This window comes from Paraburkholderia sp. SOS3 (assembly GCF_001922345.1).
GTDB lineage: Bacteria > Pseudomonadota > Gammaproteobacteria > Burkholderiales > Burkholderiaceae > Paraburkholderia.
Map to the genome: position 1 here is coordinate 2,413,200 of NZ_CP018812.1, position 23,665 is coordinate 2,436,864.

The window sequence follows — 23,665 nt, forward strand, 5'->3', positions numbered from 1 at the left end:
GGTTTCGAGCGAGCGACGCACGATCGTAAGACGCGCTGCTTTGCTGTTCGCGGTCGCGCAGATTACCGTTCCGTTATCTTTGCCCGCACACGGCGAGCGCGTTTGCGGCGCGCGATCCGTGTTTTTCAATGCGCACGCACCCTGCGCAGATGCGGCGTGGCTAGGCCGATTCGCCCGGCGTGGCTTCCCAATAGAGGTTGAAACCCATCAGCGAAGTCAGCGTGTACGCCGCGTCTTTCATCTTTGCGCCGACTTCGGCCATCGACGGCACCGGCGCATTGTCGATACGCTCGATATACGGCGTCGTCAAGGTTGCGATGGCATGCCCGTCGCGACCGAACACCGGATACGCGAGATTGCGCACGCCCTTCACCTGGCGGCTCGGCATCCGCGCGAAGCCGCGCTGCCGGATCTGCTCGAGCTCGCGTGCGAGTGCCGGCGGATCGACTTCGAGCTCGCCGTCGACGGGAACGTGCAGATCGAGCATGCGCTGCCGTTCCGCTTCATCCTGAAACGCCATCAGCACCTGCCCCGACGCGGTGTCGGTCATGCCGATCAGCGTGCCGACCTTCAGCGCAAAGCCCCAGCGTTCCGGGCTTTCGACGCCCGCGACGATCAGCACGCGTCCCGCCTGGTACACGCACATATGAAACGACTGGCGCACCTCGTGCGCGAGCTGCGTCAGCAGCGGCAGCGCCGTCGACACGAGCGAGCGCACCGGTTGATGCCGGTGCGCAAGCTGGAACAGCAGCAGCGACAGCTGATAGCGCTCGCCGGCCGCAATCAGATAGCCGCGCGTCTGCAACGTGACGACCATCCGGAAAATTTCGTTCGTCGTGCGTCCGAGCGCGCGCCCGAGTTCAACCAGCGACAGGCCCTCCGGGTGGTCGGCCAGCAGTTCGATGATGTCGAGGCCCTTTTCGAGTGCAGGGGCGGAATAGCGCGTGGTGTCCAAGCCGGTTCCTTCGCGAAGGCGCGATGAGCAATGTGTCGGGAAATGTCGTTGGTGTCGATTGTAGTGCGGCAAGGTGGGGAAAACACCGATCAACATTTCATGTATGAAAACACGTTTTATAAATAAAATAAACTTCATCAAGACGTTCGGAGGGGAGCTGCGCATGGCGGAAGTCACATTCGAGCAGGTGCGGAAATCGTTCGGCGCCGTGCAGGTGTTGAAACACATCGATCTGACCGTGCATGACGGCGAGTTTCTCGTGCTCGTGGGCCCGAGCGGTTGCGGCAAGTCGACCTTGCTGCGCGCGCTGGCCGGACTCGAGAACGTGACGCGCGGCCGGATTCTGATCGACGGCCGCGTCGTGAACAGCTTGCCGCCGAAAGATCGCGACATCGCGATGGTGTTCCAGAACTACGCGCTCTATCCGCATATGAGCGTGCTCGAAAACCTGACGTTTGCGCTGAAGCTGCGCGAACTCACGCCGGCCGAGATCGACGAGCGCGCGCGCGAGGCTGCGGCGATCCTCGGCCTCGAAGGCTTGCTCGACCGTTATCCGCGGCATCTGTCGGGCGGGCAGCGGCAGCGCGTCGCGATGGGCCGCGCGATCGTGCGCGACCCGAAGGTATTTCTGTTCGACGAACCCTTGTCGAATCTCGATGCGAAGCTGCGCGTGCAGATGCGTGCCGAGATTCGCGCACTGCATCAGCGGCTCAGAGCGACCACGGTCTATGTGACGCACGATCAGATTGAGGCGATGACCATGGCCGATCGCATCGTCGTGCTCAACGGCGGCGTGATCGAACAGATCGGCGCACCGCTCGATCTATACGACGATCCCGACAATCTGTTCGTCGCGGGCTTTATCGGCTCTCCGGCCATGAACCGCTTCAGCGGTATCTACGAACGCACGGCGCAAGGCGCACGCGTGCGAATCGGCGACCACGCACTCGCGGCGCCCGACGTGAAGGCGACATCGGGTCAGCGTGTGACCGTCGGTGTGCGTCCCGAACATCTGGAACCCGTCGTTGCGCAAGACACCGCCGTGGCTGGCCTGCCGTTCGCGATCGATGTCGTCGAACCGACCGGAGCCGCTACCGAACTGTTCGGCACCGTCGCGGGCGAGCGCTGCTGCGTGATGCGCAACGGCCGCTCGGCGCTGAAGCCCGGCACCATGGCGACGCTGCATGCAGCGCCCGGGCACGTCTATCTGTTCGACGACGAAACGGGACGGAGGCTGCGCTGACCAGCGGCCCGATGCTCATTGCTCACCCGTATTGCTCGCGACGATAAGCCACAACAACAACGGCGCTGCCTTCGATGCACGCCGCTCAATCCAAGGAGACGCACCATGTCGGGCTGCAACCGGATCAGGCAACGAACAAGCATGAAGGGGGCGATCGTCCGCGCGTTCGTGTCGGCGCTCGCGCTTGCCGGCGCAATCGCATCGGGTACCGCGCACGCCGACGGCGAATACAAGGGCTATACGCTGCGCGTGAAGCTGATCGGCGGCGTGCAGTATGAAGCGCTGTACACGCGCATTCCGTTGTGGGAAAAACAGACCGGCGCGAAGGTGGAAATCGTGTCGCGCAAAAGCCATTTCGAACTCGATCGCGAGCTGAAACAGGACATCGCCTCGAATCATATCGATTACTGCGTCTCGTCGAATCACACGAACTTCGCCGCACAGTATTCGATCTTCCGCGATCTGAAGGGGCTGTTCCCAGCCGACTATCTCGCTCAATTCGCGCCGAACCTGCTCAAACAGTCCGAAGTGAACGGCCATCTCGTGCAGATCCCGCGCTCGACCGATATCGAGGCGCTGTACTACGACAAGACCGCCTTTAACGATCCTGCCAATCAGGCGGCGTATCGAAAACAGTTCAACAAGCCGCTCGAACCGCCGAAAGACTTCGTCGAGTTCGCGCAACAGGCGAAGTTCTTCACGAAGTCGCCGAATTTCTACGGCACGCAATTCCCGGGCAAGGATGAAGCGCTGACCGGCACCTTCTATTCGCTGCTCGTCGCGAATGGCGGACAACTGCTCGATGCGAAGCTGCGCCCGACCTTCAACTCGCCGGCCGGCGTGAAGACACTCGACTGGTTCGTCGATCTGTACAAGACCGGCACCGTGCCGAAAGGCGCGCCGAATTATGTCTGGGACGACCTCGGCAACAATTTCGCCGCGGGCAAGATCGCGCTCGATATGGACTGGCCCGGTTTCGCGTCGTTCTATAACGACCCGAAAACCTCGAAGCTCGCGGGCAAGGTCGGCGTCGTACGCGCGCCGCTTGGTGCCGGCGGCAAGCGGCCGGGCTGGTCGGGCTCGCACAGCTTCTCGATCACTAAAACGTGCGACCGACCGGAAATCGCCGCGAGCTTTATCGAATTTCTGACGAGCCATGATTCGCAGATGGTCGAAGCCCGCCTCGGCACGATTCCGTCGCGCATCGACGCGCAGCGCGATGCGGTCAAGGAATTCCAGGCGAAGCACGACGAATTCATGGCCAATGCGATTGCGGTGTTCAGCAAGGCCGCACAGGACGATTCGTTCACGCCGCCGCGGATTGCGCAATGGAACGAGATTTCGAATGCACTGTGGCCCGAGTTGCAGAAAGCGATCATCGGCGACAAGAGTTCGAAGCAGGCGCTCGACGACGCAGCGAAGAAGGTCTCCGACATCATGCAGGATGCGGCCGATTGATGACGAATGCCGACCGTACCGTGAACGACGATCTGCGCAATGGCGGCCGCCGCGGCGCGGGCGAGCGGCTCGAACCTGACGGGGCCGACGCCTCGCATGCGGTTCGCGCCGCGCGCAAGGCGCCGATTGTGCCGCGCGTGCCGTCCGTCGTGCGTGAACGCATTGCCATGCCGGTCAAGCTGTTGCTACCCGCATTCGTTGCCGTCGCCATCGTCGTCGTGCTGCCGCTGCTGTTTTCGCTCTACACGAGCTTCACCGCATACCGGCTGACCGATCCCGGCACGCTCACGCACTGGATCGGCTGGCGCAACTACATGCGTGTGCTCGGCAATGCCGACTTCTGGGCCGCATTCGGCCGCACCGTGCTGTTCCTCACAGTCGCGTTGAACCTCGAGATGGTGCTCGGTCTCGGCATCGCCTTGCTGCTGAACCGCGTGACGGCCGGCCAGCGTGTGCTGCGCACCGTGATGATGTTCCCGATGATGTTTTCGCCAGTGCTCGTCGGCTTTCAGTTCAAATTCATGCTCAATGACAGCACCGGCGTGATCAATCATCTGCTGCAAACGCTATTCGGCATGCACGGCACGATTCCGTTTCTCGTCGACGAGAAATCGGCGCTGGCATCGCTGATTGCGGCCGAGGTGTGGAATTCGACGCCGGTGTTCGCCGTCATTCTGCTGGCCGGACTGATGGCCTTGCCAAAGGATCCGATCGAAGCGTCGAAGGTCGACGGATGCACGCCGTGGCAGACGTTCCGCTATGTCACGCTGCCGTACCTGATGCCGTTTATCTACATCGCGATGACGATCCGCTCGCTCGACGTGGGCCGCGCCTACGACATCGTGCGCATCATGACGAACGGCGGCCCCGGCGGGCGCACCGAATTGCTGTGGACGATGGTCGGGCGCATCGCGTACGACGATTCGCACATGGGCTACGCGAATGCGATTGCGTATATCTCGGTGCTCGTGTCGATCCTGTTCACGCTGTATTTCTTCCGCAAACTGAATGCCGCGCGCCGGCATATGGGACCCGCGTGACCATGACGACGAATGCTTCCGCTCCTGTTCGGGATTCGTACGATGCCGATCGCGGCATCGCATGGCGCCCTCTTCTGTCGCGTTGCGCATTGTGGTTCGGCGTGTTTGTCGTGATGGCCGCGATCTGCCTGCCGGGCATGTGGGTCGTACTGAACGCGTTTCGCTCGAACGTCGCGATTCTGTCGAACCAGTCGCCGTTCGCCGCCAGCAGCTACACGCTCGACAATTTCCGCGCGATGTTCGGCTTCGGGAAGATGGCGTCGCTGCCGATCGCGCAGTACTTCATCAACTCGCTGATCATTTCGAGCGTGAGCACCGTTGCCGCACTTGCGGTCGGCGTGCTCGGCGGCTATGGGTTTGCGCGCTTCGACTTCCGCCGCAAGAACGTGCTGTTCGTGCTGCTGATGCTCACGCGCGCGATTCCCGGCATTGCCTTGTCGTTGCCGATTTTCATGCTGTGGGCGTGGACGGGACTGCTCGATACGCGCATCGGCGTGATCGTCGTCTATCTCGCGATGAACGTGCCGTTCACCGTATGGCTGATCGACGGCTTTTTCCGCGAAGTGCCGATCGAACTGTCGCAAGCGGCGCTGATCGACGGCTGCACGCGCTGGCAGGCATTCTGGCGGGTCGAATTGCCGCTTGCCCGCTCGGGCATTGCATCGGCCGGCATCTTCGCGTTCCTCACGAGCTGGAACGAATTCGCGCTCGCCACGCAGCTTTGCCGCAGTCCCGACACGAAGACGCTGCCGGTCGGTCTGATGGATTACACCGCGCAGTTTTCGGTCGATTGGGCCGGCATGTGCGCGATGGCGGTCGTGATTATCGTGCCCGCGATCGTGCTGACATTCATCGTGCAGAAGCATCTGATCGCGGGGCTTACGCTTGGCGGCGTGAAAGGATAAATGCGCGTGAAGACGACTCGACCGCGGACGCGCCGCACGCCTCTCGACCTGGCGAACCCTGCAGGAGAACCCCGACATGACAAGAATCGACGCAGTTCAGATCCGGCAGGTCAACCTGCAGCCGAAGGTCAAACGGACCGATGCGATCCAGGCTTTCGTCGTGCAGGAGACCGTGCTCGTCACCGTGCGGTGCGACGACGGCAGCTGCGGCACGGGCTACACCTATACGATCGGAACCGGCGGCTCGTCGGTCGTCGCGCTATTGCGCGACCATCTCGCGCCGCAACTGATCGGCCGCGACCCGGCCACTTTCGAAGCGATCTGGCGCGACCTGCTGTTTCATACGCACGCGACCGCAGTCGGCGCGATCACGAGCCTCGCGCTCGCCGCCATCGACACCGCGCTATGGGACCGCAATACGCGCGTGGCCGGCGTGCCGTTGTGGGTCGCGGCGGGCGGCGCGAAGCCGGCAACGCGCACCTATTCGACTGAAGGCGGCTGGCTGCATCTGTCCGGGCGCGAACTGATCGACCAGACCCTGCAGGCGCAGGCCGACGGCTTTCGCGGCGCAAAGCTCAAGGTTGGCCGGCCGCACGTATCGGAAGACGTGCGGCGCCTCGAAGCCGTGCGCGACGCAGTCGGCGACGATTTCGAACTGATGGTCGACGCGAATCAGGGCTTTACGCTTTCCGAAGCAATACGCCGCGCGCATGCGTTCGAGCCGTTTCGTCTCGCATGGCTCGAAGAACCGTTGCCGGCGGAAAGCATCGATGCGCATCGGCGGCTCAACCTGGCCACGTCGGTGCCCGTCGCGATCGGCGAATCGCTGTATCACCCGGGCCAGTTCGGCGAATATATGAAAGCCGATGCGTGTTCGATCGTACAGGCGGACGTTGCGCGCATCGGCGGCATTACGCCGTGGCTGAAAGTCGCGCATGTGGCCGAAGCACTGAACCTCGATATCTGTCCGCATTTCCTGATGGAACTGCATGTCAGCCTGTGCGCGGCGGTGCCGAACGCGACGTGGGTCGAGTACATTCCGCAGCTCGATTCGCTCACGCATTCGCGCGTACGCATCGACGAAGGCTACGCGTACGCGCCGAACGAGCCCGGCATCGGCATCGATTGGGACTGGGATGCGATTCGCGCCGCGCAACATGTGGAACACGCAGTGAATGCAGCCGACGCGCTGGCGTAAGGCGTTCGTCGCGATTGCACGCCTCGGCGGTACTCGCGCGGCAGTCCGGGTACGATAGGCGCTCCTCGAACTCATGCAACGGAGCTTTGGATGCGCAAGATGGCCATGCTGATCGGCATCGCGCCGGAGAAAATCGCCGAATACAAGGCGCTGCACGCGGCGGTATGGCCTGCCGTTCTCGCGCGGATCCGGCAATCGAATATCCGCAATTACTCGATCTTTTTACGCGAGCCGGAGAATCTGCTGGTTGGATATTGGGAATATCACGGCGACGATTTCAATGCCGACATGGCGGCGATCGCGGCGGACCCTGAAACGCAGCGCTGGTGGGAACTCACCGCGCCTTGCCAGACACGGCTTGCGAGCGCGAAAGATCACGAACAGTGGTCGATGATGGAGCAGGTGTTCGATCTCGACGCCTGATCGTCAGCGCGGGCCGGCATGGGCCGGCACGGGCCGGACGGCGCAACGCCGTGCGCCGGTTCGCGCCGCGCCCGACCATCGCCAGAGATGGGGCGCCTAGCCGCGCGGCTCGCCGCGCGACGGCCGGTTGAAACGCTGCTCGACCACCGGCTGTCCCCAATGCATGCCTTCGGCTTCATGCGTGAGCACGAAGCCTTCAGATTCGTATAGATGGCGCGCGGCGTCGAGCCCTTTGAATGTCCATAGAAACGTCTCGTCGAAGCGCGCATCGACGTAATTGAGCGCCTTCGCGAGCAGACGGCGCCCAACGCCGGTGCCGCGCACTGCATCGTCGACGATAAACCAGCGCAGGTGCGCTTTGCCGGTCGCCTCGTCGCCGTCGATCGCGATCGACGCGAGCGTGCGGCCATCTTCCACGTAGCACCACAGCTCCTTGCCGCTTGCGGGCAACCGGTAGGCGAAGTCGGCCAGTTCCGATGCGACGCGCCGCTCGAAAAACGCGCCGAAGCCCGACTCGCGCGCGTAGTAACGCCCATGCAGGGCTGCTATGTCGCCGATGCAGCCGGGCCGGTAGCCCGCCTCGATCTGCCCGGTCGGCACGAGTACCGGCGCGCTGCGCGCCGTGTTGCCCGCGTCGTTATCGAGCGCGAGCGCGTCCGCATAGAGCGCGAGCGATCGCACGAGCGCCTGCTGGTCCTCCGGCACCAGCTTGCGCAATGCGTTCGACACCTGGTCGGTCGCGAAGCGGTCGATCTTTCTGCGCAGTTTTTGCCCGGCTTCGGTCAGATAAAGCAGCGACGAACGCGCGTCGTCGCTCGAGGCCTCGCGGTAGACAAGGCCCGCTTCCTCGAGCTTCGCCAGTTGCCGGCTCGTATTCGATTTGTCGAGCCGCAGCAGATTCGCGAGGTCGCGCGCCGGCATGCCCGGCGCGCCGCCGATCTCGAGAATCGCGTGGCAGGCGGACGGCGCGAGCTCGCTGTTGGCGAGCGTCGAGCGCATGAAGCCGAGTTCGCGCACGAGTTTGCGCGAGAATTCGCGCAGTTCGAGGATCGTGCGGTCGCGCGGTTTTTCGTGTTGTGCGACGTAATCCATCGTGAGTCTCCTGTTTATTGCTGAGATCCAGCCGCTTCTTTTTGGTTGCGATGTGCAACCAATATAATTGCGGATCGCAACTTGTTCAAGCGGTTTTTTCAGGAGACTTTTTAACTGGGCGGGGCCGAGTCGCGACCGCGAAGCACAAAAGCAAGCGCGCGGTATTCAACCGTTCGAGACCGGCTGGATACCGCGCGTTTTGAAATCGCTCGCCGCCCGCGTACGGGCCATTCTCTTTGCGTCAGTCAGGCATGCCCTGCCCACGCGTTTCCGGCAAAAACCACGGCAGCACGATACCGATCACATAAACGGAACCGAGCGCCATCGCCGCTTGCGGCACGCCGCCGAACGACTTGATCATGCTGCCCGCGATGATCGGAAAGACCCATGCGATCAGCCGCGCCGCGTTGAAGACGAAGCTGATCGCGGTGGAGCGCACGGTGCTCGTGAACAGTTCGCACGGATAGATCGCCATCCACACGTACGCACAACCAAGCGTGAAGAAGCCGTTGACCGGTGCGACGACCATCATTGCTTCGACACTACCCGTGAATCTGTAGGTAATCACCGTCGTCACGAGCGAGCCGACGAAGCTCAACGACAGAAACGCCTTGCGGCCGATTGCATCGATGATGAAGCCTGCGACCATATACGCGACGATCGCGCCGATCGTGTACGAGATCGAAACCTTCGAGCCCCACGACAGCGGATCGGCAACATGCTCGGCTTTGGCAATGGCCACCGTATGCGTCGGCAGCCAGCTCGAGATCGCCCACCAGCCAACCGTCGTAACGATCGACAGCACGAGCAAAATAACGGTGCGGCGCGCGGCCTCGCGCTCGTTGAACAGTTGCGTGAGCGTGAAAGGCCGCTTGTCGCTGTGCATGACCGCATTCGCGCCGCGTTGCGCAGACGCCGTTGCCGACGTCGCGTTCCAGCGCTTCTCGCGCACCGCGCGCTGCCATTTCTCCGATTCGTTCACGCCGCGCCGGATGTACAGCACGAATAGCGCGGGCACCGCGCCGAGCACGAACATCAGCCGCCAGGTTTCGGCGCCGAGCGGATGCAGCGTCGACATCGCGTACCAGACGACCGCCGCCGTCAGCGTGCCCCAGCCGAAGCCCGATTGCAGAAAGCCCGCGCCTTTCGCCCGCGCTTGCTCGGGCCACGTCTCGGAAAGCAGCGCAATGCCCGTGCTCCACTCGCTGCCCATCGCGAGGCCCGTCACGAAGCGCAACGCGCACAAGGTCCAGACCGTGTCGGAGAACGCGGTGAAACCGGAGAAAAGCGCGTATAACAGGACCGACCACAGCATCATGCGCTTGCGGCCGACGTAGTCGGCGAGAATGCCGCCGACAAGGCCGCCGATGCCCCAGCCGAGCAGCGTGATGCCGATCACGAGCCCGGCATAGATAGTCGACGATGCAGCCTGCGCCGGCGTCAACACCGAGTGCAGCATCGGCGCGAGCACGACGACGAGCACGAGCGCCTCATAGCCGTCGAAGATCCAGCCGAGAAAACTCGCGCGCAGCACACGCCAGTGCATCGCCGTCAAACCGTCGTACCAGCGGCCGCGTGAGCCGACCGCAATGTGCCCTTGTTCCATCTGCTTTGTCTCCAATGTACTTGCCTGCGTGTTGCCGCCGTTCTGCGCCGGCTTATCGCGTTTCTCTTTTATCGCTGTCCGAACGACGCGCCGCTGAACACCTTGTTCACGCCACGCGGTTCGCTGCGCCAGTATTGCGGCGGCGCCGTCACGCTTGCGCCAAGTTCTGCCGCCGCATGCCATGGCCAGCGCGGATCCCACAGTACCGCGCGAGCCAGCGCGATAAGATCGGCCTCGCCGCTGCGAATCACCTTGTCCGCTTCGGCGGCCTGCGTAACGAGGCCGACGCCCACCGTCGTCATACCGGTGGCCTCGCGCACCGCTTTCGCAAACGGAATCTGATAATGAGGCCCAAGCGGGATTTTCTGCAACGGCGACAAGCCGCCCGTCGACACGTCGATCCAGTCGCAGCCGAGTTGCTTCAGGCGTTGCGCGAGTTCGATCGTCCCTTCGAGATCCCAGCCGCCGTCCACCCAGTCGGTCGCCGAGACGCGCACGCCGAGCGGCTTGTCCGCGGGCCACGCGGCGCGCACCGCCTCGAATACCTCGAGCGGAAAGCGCATGCGGTTTTCGAGCGAGCCGCCGTATTCGTCGCTGCGCCGATTCGACAGCGGCGACAGAAACTGGTGCAGCAGGTAGCCATGCGCGAAGTGCAATTCGATCGCGGCAAGTCCGACGCGCGCGGCGCGCCGCGCACTTGCTGCAAACGCGTCGCGAATACGCTGCAAGCCGTCGCGATCGAGTGCGGCGGGCGTCGCTTCGCCGTCGCGTTGCGCGACCGGCGACGGCGCGACGGTCTGCCAGCCGCCGTTTTCGGCGGCAATCAGCGTGCCGCCGCGCCACGGCGGTTCGCTCGATGCCTTGCGCCCCGCGTGGTTCAACTGGACGCCGATCGGCATGCCGCTGAATTCGCGCACGTCGTCGAGCACGCGCGCGAGCGCGCGCTCGTTGTCGTCCGAATAGAGGCCGAGGCAGTGCGGCGTAATGCGGCCCGCCGCTTCGACCGCGGTCGCTTCGAGCAGCATCATCGCTGCGCCGCTCTGCGACAGATTGCCGACATGGATGCGATGCCATGCGCTCGCTGAACCGTCGATCGCGCTGTACTGGCACATCGGGCTGATCACGATACGGTTCGCCAGTTCGAGCGAACCGAGCTTCAAAGGAGAGAAAAGGGTTGCGTCCATCGATGCGATTGAGTTCAACCGATTGAATGAAATGAAAACCGCGGGCGAGCCGATTGCACGAGGCCGTTGCCGTCATGCTGCGGTGCCGGCTGTCTGTATGGGCTTCGCGACATGCGATGGCTCGCTGCCGCAAACGCCGCCTGCGATCGTCCGCACGCGACGCTGCACGGGTTATAGAATGCGGTTTGGCGCACGATTTGAGAATTTCTGATTATTCAGTGCAGCCATCGTCAATCGAGATGGATGCCGATGGCCGATAGCCTGCCGCCAGAACCGCCGAGAAACCAGGGGAAACCCGTACACAAAGGGTGTTAGAGCATGCGCATCCCGGAGGAGCGTCCGCTGCGCTTCGATATCGAGTCGCTGCGGATTTTTGTCGCCGTCGTCGAAGAAGGCAGCATCGCGGCAGCATCGGGACGCATGCATCTGGTCGCGTCGGCGGTCAGCAAGCGCGTGTCGGATCTCGAAGCCGAGGCCGGCACGCCGCTGCTCTATCGGCATAGCCGCGGCGTGCTCGCCACGCCGGCCGGGGACGCACTCTATCATCATGCGAAGCGGCTCGTCGAGCATCTGCAGCAGATCTCCGACGAGTTGTCCGAATACTCGCAAGGCTTGCGCGGCCATGCGCGGATCTACGTGAATTTCACTGCGATGGTGCTGTACCTGCCCGCGGCGCTGAACTCGTTCTTGCATGTGAATCCGCAAGTGCGCGTCGATATGGTCGAGAAGACCAGCGACGAAGTCGTGCAGGCGATCTCGAGCGGCGTCGCCGACCTCGGCATCTGCGCCGCGTCGCGCGATGCGCTCGGCGACCTGCAGGTGCGGCCGTATCGCGTCGACAAACTGGTTCTGATCGTGCCGAAGGCGCACCGTTTCGCCGACCGCGCGCGCGTCGCCTTCGACGAAACGCTCGACGACGATTTCGTTTGCATGCCGTACGGCACGTCGATTCCGAAGCTGTGCCGCGCGGCCGCCGAACGCGCAGACCGGCGCATGCGCGTGCGCATCGAGGTGACAAGCTTCGAGGGCGTGCGCAACATGGTCGGCGCAGGCCTCGGCATCGGGGTGCTGCCCGAACAAGGCGTGATGCCTTATCTCGAGTCGGCGGGCATACGCGCAGTCGAACTCGAAGAACCGTGGGCGTTCCGGCCGCTCGTGATCGTCGCGCGCAACTTCGACACGCTGCCGATGCCGGCCCGCATTCTTGTCGATCATCTGCAGAAGGAGGCGGCCGCCGCCGTGCCGGCTGTTGTGCCGGATGTTGTGCCGACCGCGGAATCAACCACCGGGCCGCGCGCGGCGTGACGATCCGAAAGAGAAACTAGACGCGGCTTCAAACGCGACATTCAAAGCGCGGTTCTGCACCCGCCTCACATCGCTTGCAAGCTCCTTCCGTTCACACGAGACGTGCAAGAAACGATTGCACCGCGCCATTGAAAAGCGCTGGCCGTTGCAGCGGCGCGAAATGACTGACGCCTTCCAGTCCCAGCCACTGCGCACCGGGAATGCTGCGGGCAAGATATTCCGCGTGTTCGCGCGTGATGAATTCGTCATGCTCGCTATGCGCGATCGTCACCGGCACGCGAATTCGCGCGAGTTCATGCACGCTCCAGTTCGGCTGCGTCTTCTGCATCGTGCTGACTGCTTCGACGAAAGCGTCGAACTGCTGCGGCGTGGCCGAAAGCTGCGCATAGTCCTTCACATGCCTCGCAAAGCAGTGGTCGATCACCGGCGTGGCGACAAACGGTTTCGCACCACCGGGGTCCATATTGCAGCCGAAGAAGAACACGCCCGCCACACGCTCGGGCGCTTGAGCCGCGAGTATCAGCGAGGTGCATGCGCCGTCGCTCCACCCGATCAACGCAGCGCGTTCGATACGCAGTGCATCGAGCACCGCGCGGACGTCCGATGCCATCAATTCATAGCTGTATGGCCGCGCGTCGCGCGTGCTGCGTCCGTGTCCGCGGCTGTCGATCGTGACGACGTAGTGCCCTGCCGCCACTAACGCCGGGATCTGGTAACCCCAATTTCCGCTGTGACCGAGGCCGCCATGCAGCAGCACGACCGGCACTCGATCGCCGCGCGGCCCGCAAGCGGCATACCAGATCCTTGCTCCGTCATGGTCGATGTGGCCTTCACGCCGGCTCGCCGGTAACGGCGGTGCGCCCGCGGCAGCGAACTGCGCCAGGTCGTCGTCGAATGAATCCATGCTGACCGTCTCCGTGTGCTTTATCGCAATGCTTTGTCTTCGTGTCTCGCCGGGTCCGCTGCGATTTCTTTCTCTCTTGCCCAGGAATTCGCGCGCATGTCCGGTGTTATGCCACATGCCATGCACGTTTACCGCCGTTCACGAATGACGAACGACACCCGCATGGCACGCAATCGGAATGCGTTTCCAACCGGAGAAAATCAGTTATGCGACGACTCTACACGATGATCAAAACCGCCACCGCGCTCGGGGCGTTGCTTGGCGCCGCGAGCGTGTACGCGCAGACGATGGAGGCTGCGCCTGCAAGCCCGGGCGCCACCGTCGATGCGAGCACTGCGAACACCGCGAGCACGACTGCCGCCGCTTCCGCGCGGATTGCGCTGCGCGGCCTACCCACGGGGCGACCGGTCAGCAAAGAGACGCTCACACCCGACGCGTTCGCGGCGCTGCTTCAGGCGAAATCTCCGGCGCTGCTGCAAATCGCGGGCACGCCGAAATGCACCGTCAACATCTATTCGCTCGGCTATCACACAATAGGCGGAGCCGGCGAACCGACCACCGCCGCTACCGCGGTGATGGAGCCTTCCGGTTCGGCCGCCGGCTGCTCGGGCACGCACCCTGTCGTGCTCTATGGGCACGGCACGTCGACGGACAAGCGCTATGACTCGACCAATCTCAACGGCGATATCGACGGCGAAGACGACGCCCTGCTCGTCGCCGCCGTCTACGCTGCGCAAGGCTTTACTGTCGTCATGCCGAACTACGCTGGCTATGCAGGTTCGACGTTGCCCTATGCGCCGTTTCTGAATGCCGACCAGCAGTCTGCCGATATGATCGACGCGTTGCGCGCCGCACGCATCGGATTTCCTTCGGTGCTGCTCGACAGCATTTTCGACAAACTGTTCGTAACCGGTTACTCGCAAGGCGCCCACGTTGCACTGGCAACGTTGCGTGCGATGCAGCAATTGCCGATCGAGTTCCGCCCCGCGGCATTCGCGGCGGGGAGCGGGCCGTACGCACTCTCGCATCTCGTCGACGAGGAAATCGACGGCGCCCCGAGCGCCTCCGCGCCGTTGCTGTTCGATCTGATTGTCGCCAGCTGGCAGCACGCGTACCACAACGTCTATCGCGTGCCGACCGACACGTTTGCCCCGCAATACGCGGCGCGCGCGCCCACCCTTCTCCCCGGCACGGCGCCCGAAACAACGCTGTTTGCGCAAAACGCGATACCGGCAACTGCGCTGTTCCAGACCGGCTCGCTGCCGCCGCCGGATCTATCGAATCCAAACACAGCCCTCGTCGTGCAGTCGGGCTTCGCCCCGGCCGATTTCTTTCTGAACACGAGCTTTCGCGAGCAACTCGTAGCCGACGTCGCCGCCAACCCGTGCAGCGACGCGACAGGCCAACGAATTGCAAACTGCGCGCCGGCGACCGGTTTTCGGCAGGACGCATTGCACAACGACCTGCTCGACTTCAAGCCTGCCGTTTCGGTGCAACTGTGCGGCGCGCATTCGGATAGCGTCGTGTACTTCTCGAACACGCAGATCGCCACGAAGTTTTTTCAGCAGGAAGGTGTGGACGCATCGAAGCTGACCATGATCGACGTCGACCCGGGCAACGCGGCGCCATCCGGGCCGTTCGCGGCACTGCAGGCGGGATTTGCCGCCGCGCGCGCACAGGAAGCCACGCAGCTCGGCAATACGCCCGCTGCGCAACTGCAGCTGTCGGCCGATATCCATACGCTCGCCGCGCCCTTCTGCGTGGTCGCCGCGCGCAGCTTTTTCCAGAGCTTCAAATAAGGAGCGCGGTCGAGATCTGCGCGGCATCCCGGTCGCAGGCGGCGAAGTGTGGGGGCAACTTCGCCGTCCGAGCGTTTCAGGCGCGCGTCATTTCGGCTGCGCGACATAACGCAGATACGGCTTCAGCGTCTTGAAACCTTGCGGATACTTCTTGTGCGCATCGTCGTCCGATACCGAGGTCGGGATGATCACGTCGTCGCCCGGCTTCCAGTTCACTGGCGTAGCGACGGCATGCTTCGCGTTCAGTTGCAGCGAGTCGAGCAGACGCATCACTTCGTCGAAGTTGCGGCCGGCGCTCATCGGATAGACGAGCATCGCCTTCACTTTCCTGTCCGGACCGATCAGGAATACCGAACGTACGGTCGCGTTGTCGACGGCGGTGCGCGTGCCGCCGCTCGCGTTCGGGTGAATCATGTCGTATAGCTTCGCGACTGCCAGGTCTGCGTCGCCGATCAACGGGTAGTTGACTGCATGGCCCTGGGTCTCCTCGATATCCTTGAGCCATTTCCGGTGGTCCGCCACCGGATCGATGCTAAGCCCGATGATTTTTGTATTGCGTTTGTCGAACTCGGCTTTGAGGCCGGCCATATAGCCGAGTTCGGTCGTGCAGACGGGTGTGAAATCTTTTGGATGCGAAAACAGGATGGCCCACTTGTCGCCGATCCAGTCGTGAAAACGGATCGTCCCCTCGGTCGTTTCGGCAGTGAAATCGGGCGCCTCTTCTCCTAAACGAATGGACATTTTTCAGCCTCCTTGGGTTGAGCGCGTCGGTTCCGGTAATCCCGCCGTAGACGCGAACGCAGATAACGGCTGCTTGAATTGTAGTCAGGTTGTCGGCTAAGAGATTACGTTTGACGCCTTGTTTTTGGGGATTTGCGTGCGGCTCATGCTTGAAGCAGAGGCGCATCGCCGATACTTCGGACGAAAGCCGAACTCGACCGATGACCGTGCGGGTTTCGTACGTTCGGTTACTGCGCCCCGTGCGTGACAGCGCTTCACGGCGCGCGGGTCGCGCTGCGGACCTTCGCCACGGCCTTTGCGCTAACCGCCGGCGCAGCGTTGTTCCAGTTGCCGCGCACGAAAGTCAGCACGTCCGCGATCTGCTCGTCGGTCAGCATCGCGTGGTACTTCGGCATCGGATATGGCGCCGGCACGCCGCCGATGACAAGTGCGCCCGTGCCGTTCAACGTGACGTTGATCAGCGATACGGGATCGGGCTCGAGCACGTTCGGATTGCCCGCAAGCGGCGCGAGCCATGGCGCCGCGCCCAGTCCGCCCGCGCCGTGGCAATGCATGCAGTAAGTCGCATACGTATGCGCGCCCCGGTTGTCAGGCATCGCGGCCAGCACCACGCGCTCGCCGTCCGGATGCGGCGCATACGGCGGCCCATCGTCGCTGCGGCCGCCCGGCAGCGATTTGATATAGCGAGCGATCGCGCGCGTGTCTGCATCGGTCAGCGCCTGCGTGCTGTAGTTGATCACGTCGGTCATCGAACCGAATGCCGTCGCGTGTGCATTCGCGCCCGTGCGCAGGAACGTATTGAGGTCGTCCTCGCTCCAGCGTCCGAGGCCCGTGTTGTGATTGCCGGTCAGGTTCGACGCAAACCAGTTCTCGAGCGGCGCGCCCGTCAGGAACGCGCGCCCGCTCTCGTCGAGCGCTTTTTCCTGAAAGCCGATGCCGCGCGGCGTGTGGCAGGCGCCGCAATGGCCGAGCCCTTGCACGAGGTACGCGCCGCGATTCCATTGCGCGTCCTTGCCGGTTTTCGTCTGGTAACGCGCGTTGTCGAGAAAGACGATGTTCCAGAGCTTGAGCGGCCAGCGCATGTTGAGCGGCCACGGAATGTCGCTCGCGCGGTTCGCCTGTTTGACCGGCGGCACGCCGTGCATGAAGTACGCGTAGAGCGCGTTCATGTCGGCATCGCTGACTTTCGCGTACGACGGGTACGGCATCGCCGGATACAGCGCATGACCGTCCGGCGCGACGCCTTCACGCACGGCTCGTGCGAAATCGGCTTCGCTGTAGCGGCCGATGCCGGTCTCGCGGTCCGGCGTGATGTTCGTCGAGAAGATGCGGCCCATCGGCGTCGTCATCGGCAGGCCGCCGGCAAACGGCTTGCCGCGCGGCGTCGAGTGGCAGGCGAGGCAGTCGCCGGCCCTGGCGAGATATTCGCCGCGCGCGACCAGCGCGGCATCGGCCTTCGCGCCTTGTGCGTGACAGGTGGCCGGGAGGCCGCCGCACAGCGCGACAAGCGCCGCGGCGGCCATTTGCATCAGGCGCGGATACGAGAAGCGCGGATACGAGTTCACGTTGACTCTCCTCACGCCGTCTGGCCCGGGCGCAATTGATCGCCGACCGGCAGCCGACGCACGCGCGTGCCGGTCGCCGCGAAAATGGCGTTGGTCACGGCCGGAATCACCGCCGACGTGCCCGGTTCGCCGATGCCGCCCGGCGCTTCCTCGCTTTTCACGATGATCGTCTCGATGCGCGGTGCCTCGTTGATCCGCATCACGCGATAGTCGGTGAAGTTCGTCTGTTCGACGCGGCCGTCCTTCAGCGTGATTTCGCCCCACAGCGTGGCGGTGATGCCGAAGATCGCGCCGCCCTCGATCTGTGCTTCGATCGTGTTCGGATTCACGACGTGCCCGCAATCGACCGCACAGACGACGCGCTCGACCCGCACCTCGCCGTCTTTCACGTCGACCTCGGCAACCACGCACAGGAAGCTGCCGAACGCGTTCATCACCGATACGCCGCGCCCTTTGCCTTTCGGCATCCCGGTGCCCCAGCCGGCCGCGCGCGCCGCGACGTCGAGCACATTGCGCGCGCGCGGCGTCTTGCCGAGCAGCGCGCGCCGGTATTCGACCGGGTCCGTCTTCGACTCGTGCGCGAGTTCATCGACGAAGCTCTCGACGACGAAGGTGCCGCGCGTCGGACCCACGCCGCGCCAGAATGCAGTTGGAATGCCGCGCGGCTCCTCGCGCACGTAGTCGATGCGCTGCGCGTGAACGTCGTACGGCAGCGTTGCGGCGACTTCGATCACGTCCGGATCGATGCCGTTCTTGAACCACTCCGGATACCAGCGCGCGACGATCGACGAGCCCGCGATGCGGTGCGTCCACGCGACGGGCTTGCCGTTCGAATCGAGTCCGGCGGCGATGCTATCGAAGTAGCACGGCCGGAACATGTCGTGCTGGATGTCTTCCTCGCGGCTCCACATCACCTTCACCGGCGCATCGACCTGCTTGCCGATCGCGACCGCCTGCCGGGCGACGTCCGATTCGAGCCGGCGCCCGAAGCCGCCGCCGATCAGGAAGTTGTGCACGACGATCCTGTCCGGCGGCAAACCCGTGACCTTGACCGCTTCGTCGACGACCCGCGTCGGCACCTGCGTGCCGATCCATACTTCGCACCGGTCGCCCGTCACATGGACCGTGCAGTTCATCGGCTCCATCGTTGCGTGCGCAAGGAACGGCTGCTGATAAACCGCGTCCATGTTTTTTGCCGCGCCCTTGAAGGCCGCATCGACGTCGCCATCCTTGCGTGCGATCGCGCCGGGACGTTGCGAGGCGCGCCGCAGATCGTCGAACAGCATCGCAGTGGTCAGATTCGCGTTGGCGCCTTCGTGCCAGTCGATCACGAGCGCGCTTGCGCCGCGCTTCGCGGCCCACGTGTGGTCGGCGACCACCGCCACCGCGTTGTCCAGCTTCACGATCTGCCGCACGCCTGGCTGCGCAAGCGCGACGCGATCGTCGACTTTCGCGAGCTTGCCGCCGATCACCGGGCAATTGACGACCATCGCAACGAGCATCCCGGGCTCGCGCACGTCGATGCCGAAGCGCGCGACGCCGTTCACTTTTTCCGGCGAATCGAGGCGCTTATGCGGTGTGCCGATCAGCGTGAATGTCTGCGGCTTTTTCAGCGTGACGGTCTTGAGCAGATCGGCGTTGACGGGCAAGCCGGCCGCGCGCGACGCGCATTCGCCGTAGCCAAGCGTGCGGCCGCTCGCCGTATCCGTGATAACTGCGTCGCGCGCGACGCAGGCCGCGGCATCCACCTGCCACTGTTGTGCCGCCGCATTGACGAGCAGCATGCGCGCCGCGGCGCCGGCCCGCCGCATCGGCTCCCATGTCGCGCGAATCGATAGCGAGCCGCCCGTGGCCTGCTGACCGAGCAGCGGATCGGCATAAAGTCTCGCGTCCGGCGGCGCATGCTCGACCTTCACGCGATCGAGCGGTACGGCGAGTTCTTCGGCGATCAGCATTGGAATCGCCGTATAGACACCCTGCCCCATCTCGACCTTGGAAATGACAAGCGCGATGCTGCCGTCCGGATCGATGCGAATAAATGCGTCGGGGGCGAATACACCCGCTGGCGGCTGCAGCGAACCGTCGCCGGCAATCACACTCGCGGAGGCAGGGGCGCCGTCGCTGCGCGCATCGAAGCTCACGCCGAGCAGCAAACCGCCGCCCGCCGCGACGCCGACACTGAGCCCGGCACGCAAAAAATCACGCCGGCTGAAAGCGCGCTCCACGCTGTGCGGTGGAATGCGCATATCACGCTCCCTTTGCGGCCTGTTTGATTGCAGCGCGAATTCGCACGTAGGTGCCGCAGCGGCAGATGTTGCCGGCCATCGCCATATCGATGTCGGCATCGCTCGGCTGCGGATGCGCGGCGAGCAGCGCGGCGGCCGACATGATCTGACCGGACTGGCAGTAGCCGCACTGCACGACATCGAGATCGAGCCATGCCTGCTGGATCTTGCGGCCTGCCGGCGTGCTGCCGATCGCCTCGATCGTCGTGACCTTGCGTGTGCCGACGGCTGCGATCGGCATCACGCACGAGCGCACTGGCTGGCCATCGAGATGGACCGTGCACGCGCCGCACTGTGCAATGCCGCAGCCAAACTTCGTGCCGGTCAGGCCGACGAGATCGCGCAGTACCCACAAAAGCGGCATTTCCGGCGTCGCGTCGACCTGCTGGTCTTGTCCGTTGACGTTGACGGTGAACATCGTAGCTCCCGCATTCCGTGAAGCGAGTTGCGTTGTGTTCGGATGGCGCTCGCGCGGGACGTAGCTACTGCGGGACGCGGCGCCGGCATCGACAATCAGGATCTTCTATCAACGCGGGCGCGGCGGTTTGCCGATTCGAACGGATCATTTCGCGATCCGTCATGGGGATGGAGGCCGCCGGTTCAGCACGTGTCGTTAGGACATCATAGGCGTGCGAAACGATATCGGCTAAAAGAAAATGCGGGCGCGCGCCGAGCGCATGCACGCGCTCAGCGCGCCGTCATTTGGCGTTCTGCCGCTTGTGAACCGGCTCTTCGCTATAGAACTCGTGCTGTTCGGTCTCACTGAGGGCGTTCAGAATGCTCGTCGTCTTTTCGTTGATGAGATTCTCGACCGTATTCGTGATCGTGTTGCCATAGTGGCTGGCAAGCCGTTCGAGGTTGCGCTTCGTCGATATCCGGACAAAAACGGACAAGCGTTCGCTCCCTCCCCCGGGCCCTAGATGCCGCTGCCGGTACCTTCGCTGCTTTTCGGAGTTCGATAATCCCATTGCGTCATTTCCATTCCGTCTTGGGCCCGGTGCTTCCGGACACCTGGTTGCCGCTTCAATGGATATCGGCCACAACCAATCAGCATTTAGGGTGGGGTAAAAGTTATGCGGTAACCGCTGTGGCCCAAAGCCGGCCGGGTGTTCCGGCAGAGCCGCCAGCAGAGCGGCTCCGCCTTGATCGGCGGGGCTGCGAGCGAGCGCGGCGCGCGCTGCCCGGATTCGCATAAACGTTTGCGAGTTCGTCTTCCCGGGCCAGGGCTATCGCGTCGTCACTCGTCATCTTTATGTGATCCCGGCTCATATTCGAGCCGATTTCTTTCATTATTCATACGGATGCGGTTCGATCAATGCGACTGGAACGCATGCATGAAACGCGGCGGAGAATCGTCCTTGCGATGCCTCATCTCGTCGTCGAAGAACGTCGAGAAGCGCGAAGCGGAGATCGCTTTGCCCAGATAGAAGCCCTGTGCGAGATCGATATGCGCGCGCCCGACCGCATGGAACTGGCTCACGCCTTCGACGCCGTCGACCACCACGGCCATGCTCAAACGCCGTCCCGCACTCGCCATCTCCTGCAACTGATGCGCGCGTGCGCCCTCTTCGAGGCCCATCACCTCGCGATCGACCTTCACGAAATCGCAGCCGGCTCGCGCGGCCGAGTCGAGCGCCGGCGATGCCGACCGCACATGCGACACGCCGACCCGAATCCTGTCGGTACGCAATTGCGCGACCGCGGATACCACATCCGATATGTCATCGATCGGCATCTGCAGAATGACATGGCTTTTTGCCGTCAGTCGATTCGCCATCCTGACGAGTTTCGCAATCGAGTCGGCCGAATCGAGCATCGACGCCGGCACATCGACGATCAGATAAAGCGAATCGCCGTGGTCTAACGTTTCGAGTTCGGTCGCGGCGGTCTCGAACACATGGTCGAGAATGCGCTCCGCGATCGGCGTGCGATCGAGCTGCTCCATATACCATTCGGCGCCGCGAATGCCATGCACCGAATTGCGCCAGCGCAGCATCACTTCGAGGCCCACACACTTCTGCGTGCGCGTGTAGAAGACCGGTTGATACTCGAGATGAAATTCGTTGCGCCGCAGTCCGCGCCGCGCGGCGCGCGCAAGTGACGCGCGCGGACTGAACCAGCGTGCGCGTGCGAGCATCGCGCCTGCGATAAGCGCGGCGATCAATGCGGCGCCAAGCACGATCGCGATGCCGATGCGGATCACGAGCGGCCAGTCGGTCGTGGGACCCGGCGAATCCGAGGCGCCGTCGCGAGGCGCGTCGGTGCTCGAATGCGCGTTTTCGATCGGGGCCGGTGCAGGCGCCGCAGCGTGTGCCGTCGAGGGCTTACCGAACGACGCGCCGATACCGCCGCTGACGGCGGTAGTCAGATTCTGCTGCGCGTTCGCATGGGGCGTGGGCGTACCTGTCGCGGTTTGTTGCGCGGCCGGATCGAACGGCGCCGAGGTCTGTGCCTCGCCGCCGTCACCGCTCGCCGCGATCTGCGTGAAACGGCAGTTGACCGGTGCGTCAGCGCCGAGCGTCTCGTTCATGCCCATGCCGCCGAGTGGCGCCGGCAAGCGAAGCACGGCGGGTCCTGCGCAATCGGTACCTGAAAACGCGCCGCCGGCGGAATCGTTTGCGTTTGCGGCCGCCAATTGCGCCGATTGCGCCGACGCGGCGAGCGCCGCTGCATAGGCCGCTTGCGCGAACATGCAGACAGCGAATACGCAGTACACCCCGATGTTTCTCGATCGCATAGTCGTGTGGTTAATGTTGCCGCACTTTCATTTCATTCCTCGCGGAATGGCCCGCTTGCCCGGCTTCTAAAGGCCGTGCTTAACGGGCTAACGCGTTTGCGTCCGAATATGAGCGGCACCGGCCGCGACGCAAACGTGTGCGCTTACGGCAAGGAACAGACGTCGTGACTACGCAAACGAGGACCTCAAAAGCCTCGGATTATAAGGACGCTATTCATGCTGCATTTCAATTCGGTTACGCGGTAACCGGTGAACTGATCGGCGAACTGCGATTGAGAGGGAGCAGAAAAAGGCAAACGACTTTATCGAAACGCTGCAGCTGGAAGAATCGCCGCCGGCGACAGGCAATCGTGCAATTGCGAGCTGCGTGTTCGTTTATTTTGTAGGGCGCAAGTCTACACCGCGCAGACGCTGCTGTGTAGACGGCCCGGTTACGCGCAAACCGCACGGCTAGAGCGCGGCCTGCAAGCGTGCGATTTGCGCTGAGCGGTTGCGCCCATTCCGCGTCGACCGACCGAAATCAGGTCTCGCTCCACATGCGCAACAGGTTGTGATAGCAACCAACGAGCGTGCGCCGCGCGGCTTCGTCGCCGTTCGACGCATTGAGGCGCTGGATCGCGTTGTCCATGTCGAATAGCAGTGCACGCTGCGTATCGTCGCGCACGAGGCTTTGTGCCCAGAAGAAGCTCGATACGCGCGCGCCGCGCGTAACGGGACGCACCTGATGCAGGCTCGTGCCCGGATAGACGATTGCATGGCCGGCCGGCAGCTTCACTTCCTGCAAGCCGAACGTGTCTTCGATCAGCAGTTCGCCGCCATCGTATTCGTCGGGCGGCGTGAGGAAAAGCGTGATCGATACATCGGTGCGTACGCGCCGGCCGCTGCCCGGCACGAGCCGGATCGCGCCGTCGACGTGGCTGCCGAAATGCATGCCGCCTTCGTAACGGTTGAATAGCGGCGGATACACCTTGTTGGGCAACACCGCGCTGATGAAAAGCTGGTTGCGCTCGAGCGACGCGACGATGCGATCGCCCATTTCGAGCGCGATTTGCGAGCCCTCCGCAATCTGCTGATTGTGCTTGACGGGCGCACCCTGATAGCCGGCCGTCGCACGGCCGTGCACCCATGAGTCGGTTGCCGCTTCGAGCTGCGCGCGCATGGCGGCCGCCTCGGCAGGACTCAGAACGTCGGGAATGGAGACAATCATCGTTTGACGCTTCCTGCA

Annotated in this window: 20 protein-coding genes; 8 read left to right on the forward strand and 12 right to left on the reverse strand. The window is 63.5% G+C overall.

The annotated features are described in order from the left end of the window. Positions 1-160: 160 nt before the first annotated feature. Entirely contained in the window at positions 161-955 is a 795-nt protein-coding gene (locus BTO02_RS30855) for an IclR family transcriptional regulator (RefSeq protein WP_075160791.1), read from the reverse strand. 163 nt (positions 956-1,118) lie between these two features. On the opposite strand from BTO02_RS30855, the gene BTO02_RS30860 reads away from it, so the two are divergent. The 6 genes from BTO02_RS30860 (at position 1,119) to BTO02_RS30885 (ending at position 7,222) form a co-directional block, all read left to right on the forward strand. Further along, entirely contained in the window at positions 1,119-2,198 is a 1,080-nt protein-coding gene (locus BTO02_RS30860) for an ABC transporter ATP-binding protein (RefSeq protein WP_075160792.1), read from the forward strand. Between the two features lie 141 nt (positions 2,199-2,339). After that, entirely contained in the window at positions 2,340-3,656 is a 1,317-nt protein-coding gene (locus BTO02_RS30865) for an ABC transporter substrate-binding protein (RefSeq protein ID WP_232243594.1), read from the forward strand. A 167-nt stretch (positions 3,657-3,823) separates the two neighbouring features. Then, entirely contained in the window at positions 3,824-4,696 is an 873-nt protein-coding gene (locus BTO02_RS30870; protein WP_075161555.1) for a carbohydrate ABC transporter permease, read from the forward strand. Between the two features lie 74 nt (positions 4,697-4,770). After that, entirely contained in the window at positions 4,771-5,601 is an 831-nt protein-coding gene (locus BTO02_RS30875) for a carbohydrate ABC transporter permease (protein ID WP_083615555.1), read from the forward strand. A 76-nt stretch (positions 5,602-5,677) separates the two neighbouring features. Beyond that, entirely contained in the window at positions 5,678-6,799 is a 1,122-nt protein-coding gene (locus BTO02_RS30880) for a mandelate racemase/muconate lactonizing enzyme family protein (RefSeq protein ID WP_075160795.1), read from the forward strand. Between the two features lie 90 nt (positions 6,800-6,889). Beyond that, on the forward strand, positions 6,890-7,222 hold the full coding sequence (locus tag BTO02_RS30885; RefSeq protein ID WP_075160796.1) for an L-rhamnose mutarotase: 333 nt from the start codon (positions 6,890-6,892) through the stop codon (positions 7,220-7,222). A gap of 96 nt (positions 7,223-7,318) precedes the next feature. On the opposite strand, the gene BTO02_RS30890 is transcribed toward BTO02_RS30885, so the two are convergent. The 3 genes from BTO02_RS30890 to BTO02_RS30900 form a co-directional block, all read right to left on the reverse strand. After that, entirely contained in the window at positions 7,319-8,314 is a 996-nt protein-coding gene (locus BTO02_RS30890) for a bifunctional helix-turn-helix transcriptional regulator/GNAT family N-acetyltransferase (protein ID WP_075160797.1), read from the reverse strand. Positions 8,315-8,555: 241 nt separating this feature from the next. Continuing rightward, positions 8,556-9,920, reverse strand: a complete 1,365-nt coding sequence (locus tag BTO02_RS30895) for an MFS transporter (RefSeq protein ID WP_075160798.1) — start codon at positions 9,918-9,920, stop codon at positions 8,556-8,558. A gap of 68 nt (positions 9,921-9,988) precedes the next feature. Then, the gene (locus BTO02_RS30900; RefSeq protein WP_075160799.1) at positions 9,989-11,104 is read right to left on the reverse strand and encodes an NADH:flavin oxidoreductase/NADH oxidase; all 1,116 of its coding nucleotides are present in this window, start codon (positions 11,102-11,104) and stop codon (positions 9,989-9,991) included. Between the two features lie 318 nt (positions 11,105-11,422). Between BTO02_RS30900 and BTO02_RS30905 the strand changes: the two genes are divergently transcribed. Next, positions 11,423-12,409, forward strand: a complete 987-nt coding sequence (locus tag BTO02_RS30905) for a LysR family transcriptional regulator (RefSeq protein ID WP_075160800.1) — start codon at positions 11,423-11,425, stop codon at positions 12,407-12,409. A 91-nt stretch (positions 12,410-12,500) separates the two neighbouring features. On the opposite strand, the gene BTO02_RS30910 is transcribed toward BTO02_RS30905, so the two are convergent. Further along, positions 12,501-13,313, reverse strand: a complete 813-nt coding sequence (locus BTO02_RS30910; RefSeq protein WP_075160801.1) for an alpha/beta fold hydrolase — start codon at positions 13,311-13,313, stop codon at positions 12,501-12,503. Positions 13,314-13,519: 206 nt separating this feature from the next. On the opposite strand from BTO02_RS30910, the gene BTO02_RS30915 reads away from it, so the two are divergent. Continuing rightward, positions 13,520-15,112 carry an alpha/beta hydrolase family protein gene (locus BTO02_RS30915; protein WP_075160802.1) on the forward strand — a complete coding sequence of 531 codons (1,593 nt, stop codon included), beginning with the start codon at positions 13,520-13,522 and terminating at the stop codon, positions 15,110-15,112. A gap of 87 nt (positions 15,113-15,199) precedes the next feature. Here BTO02_RS30915 and BTO02_RS30920 read toward each other — a convergent pair whose 3' ends face one another. From BTO02_RS30920 to BTO02_RS30950, 7 genes are all read right to left on the reverse strand, one after another. Beyond that, positions 15,200-15,853: a peroxiredoxin gene (locus tag BTO02_RS30920; protein ID WP_075160803.1), complete on the reverse strand. Its 654-nt coding sequence runs from the start codon at positions 15,851-15,853 to the stop codon at positions 15,200-15,202. 254 nt (positions 15,854-16,107) lie between these two features. Next, positions 16,108-17,382, reverse strand: a complete 1,275-nt coding sequence (locus tag BTO02_RS30925) for a c-type cytochrome (RefSeq protein ID WP_083615557.1) — start codon at positions 17,380-17,382, stop codon at positions 16,108-16,110. A gap of 47 nt (positions 17,383-17,429) precedes the next feature. Beyond that, positions 17,430-19,664 carry a xanthine dehydrogenase family protein molybdopterin-binding subunit gene (locus BTO02_RS30930; RefSeq protein WP_075160804.1) on the reverse strand — a complete coding sequence of 745 codons (2,235 nt, stop codon included), beginning with the start codon at positions 19,662-19,664 and terminating at the stop codon, positions 17,430-17,432. A 1-nt stretch (position 19,665) separates the two neighbouring features. Continuing rightward, on the reverse strand, positions 19,666-20,121 hold the full coding sequence (locus BTO02_RS30935) for a (2Fe-2S)-binding protein (protein WP_075160805.1): 456 nt from the start codon (positions 20,119-20,121) through the stop codon (positions 19,666-19,668). A 280-nt stretch (positions 20,122-20,401) separates the two neighbouring features. Next, on the reverse strand, positions 20,402-20,596 hold the full coding sequence (locus BTO02_RS30940) for a hypothetical protein (RefSeq protein ID WP_232243595.1): 195 nt from the start codon (positions 20,594-20,596) through the stop codon (positions 20,402-20,404). Positions 20,597-21,015: 419 nt separating this feature from the next. Beyond that, entirely contained in the window at positions 21,016-22,419 is a 1,404-nt protein-coding gene (locus BTO02_RS30945) for an EAL domain-containing protein (protein ID WP_198039291.1), read from the reverse strand. A 541-nt stretch (positions 22,420-22,960) separates the two neighbouring features. Beyond that, positions 22,961-23,647, reverse strand: a complete 687-nt coding sequence (locus BTO02_RS30950) for a Fe2+-dependent dioxygenase (protein ID WP_075160808.1) — start codon at positions 23,645-23,647, stop codon at positions 22,961-22,963. Positions 23,648-23,665 lie beyond the last annotated feature (18 nt).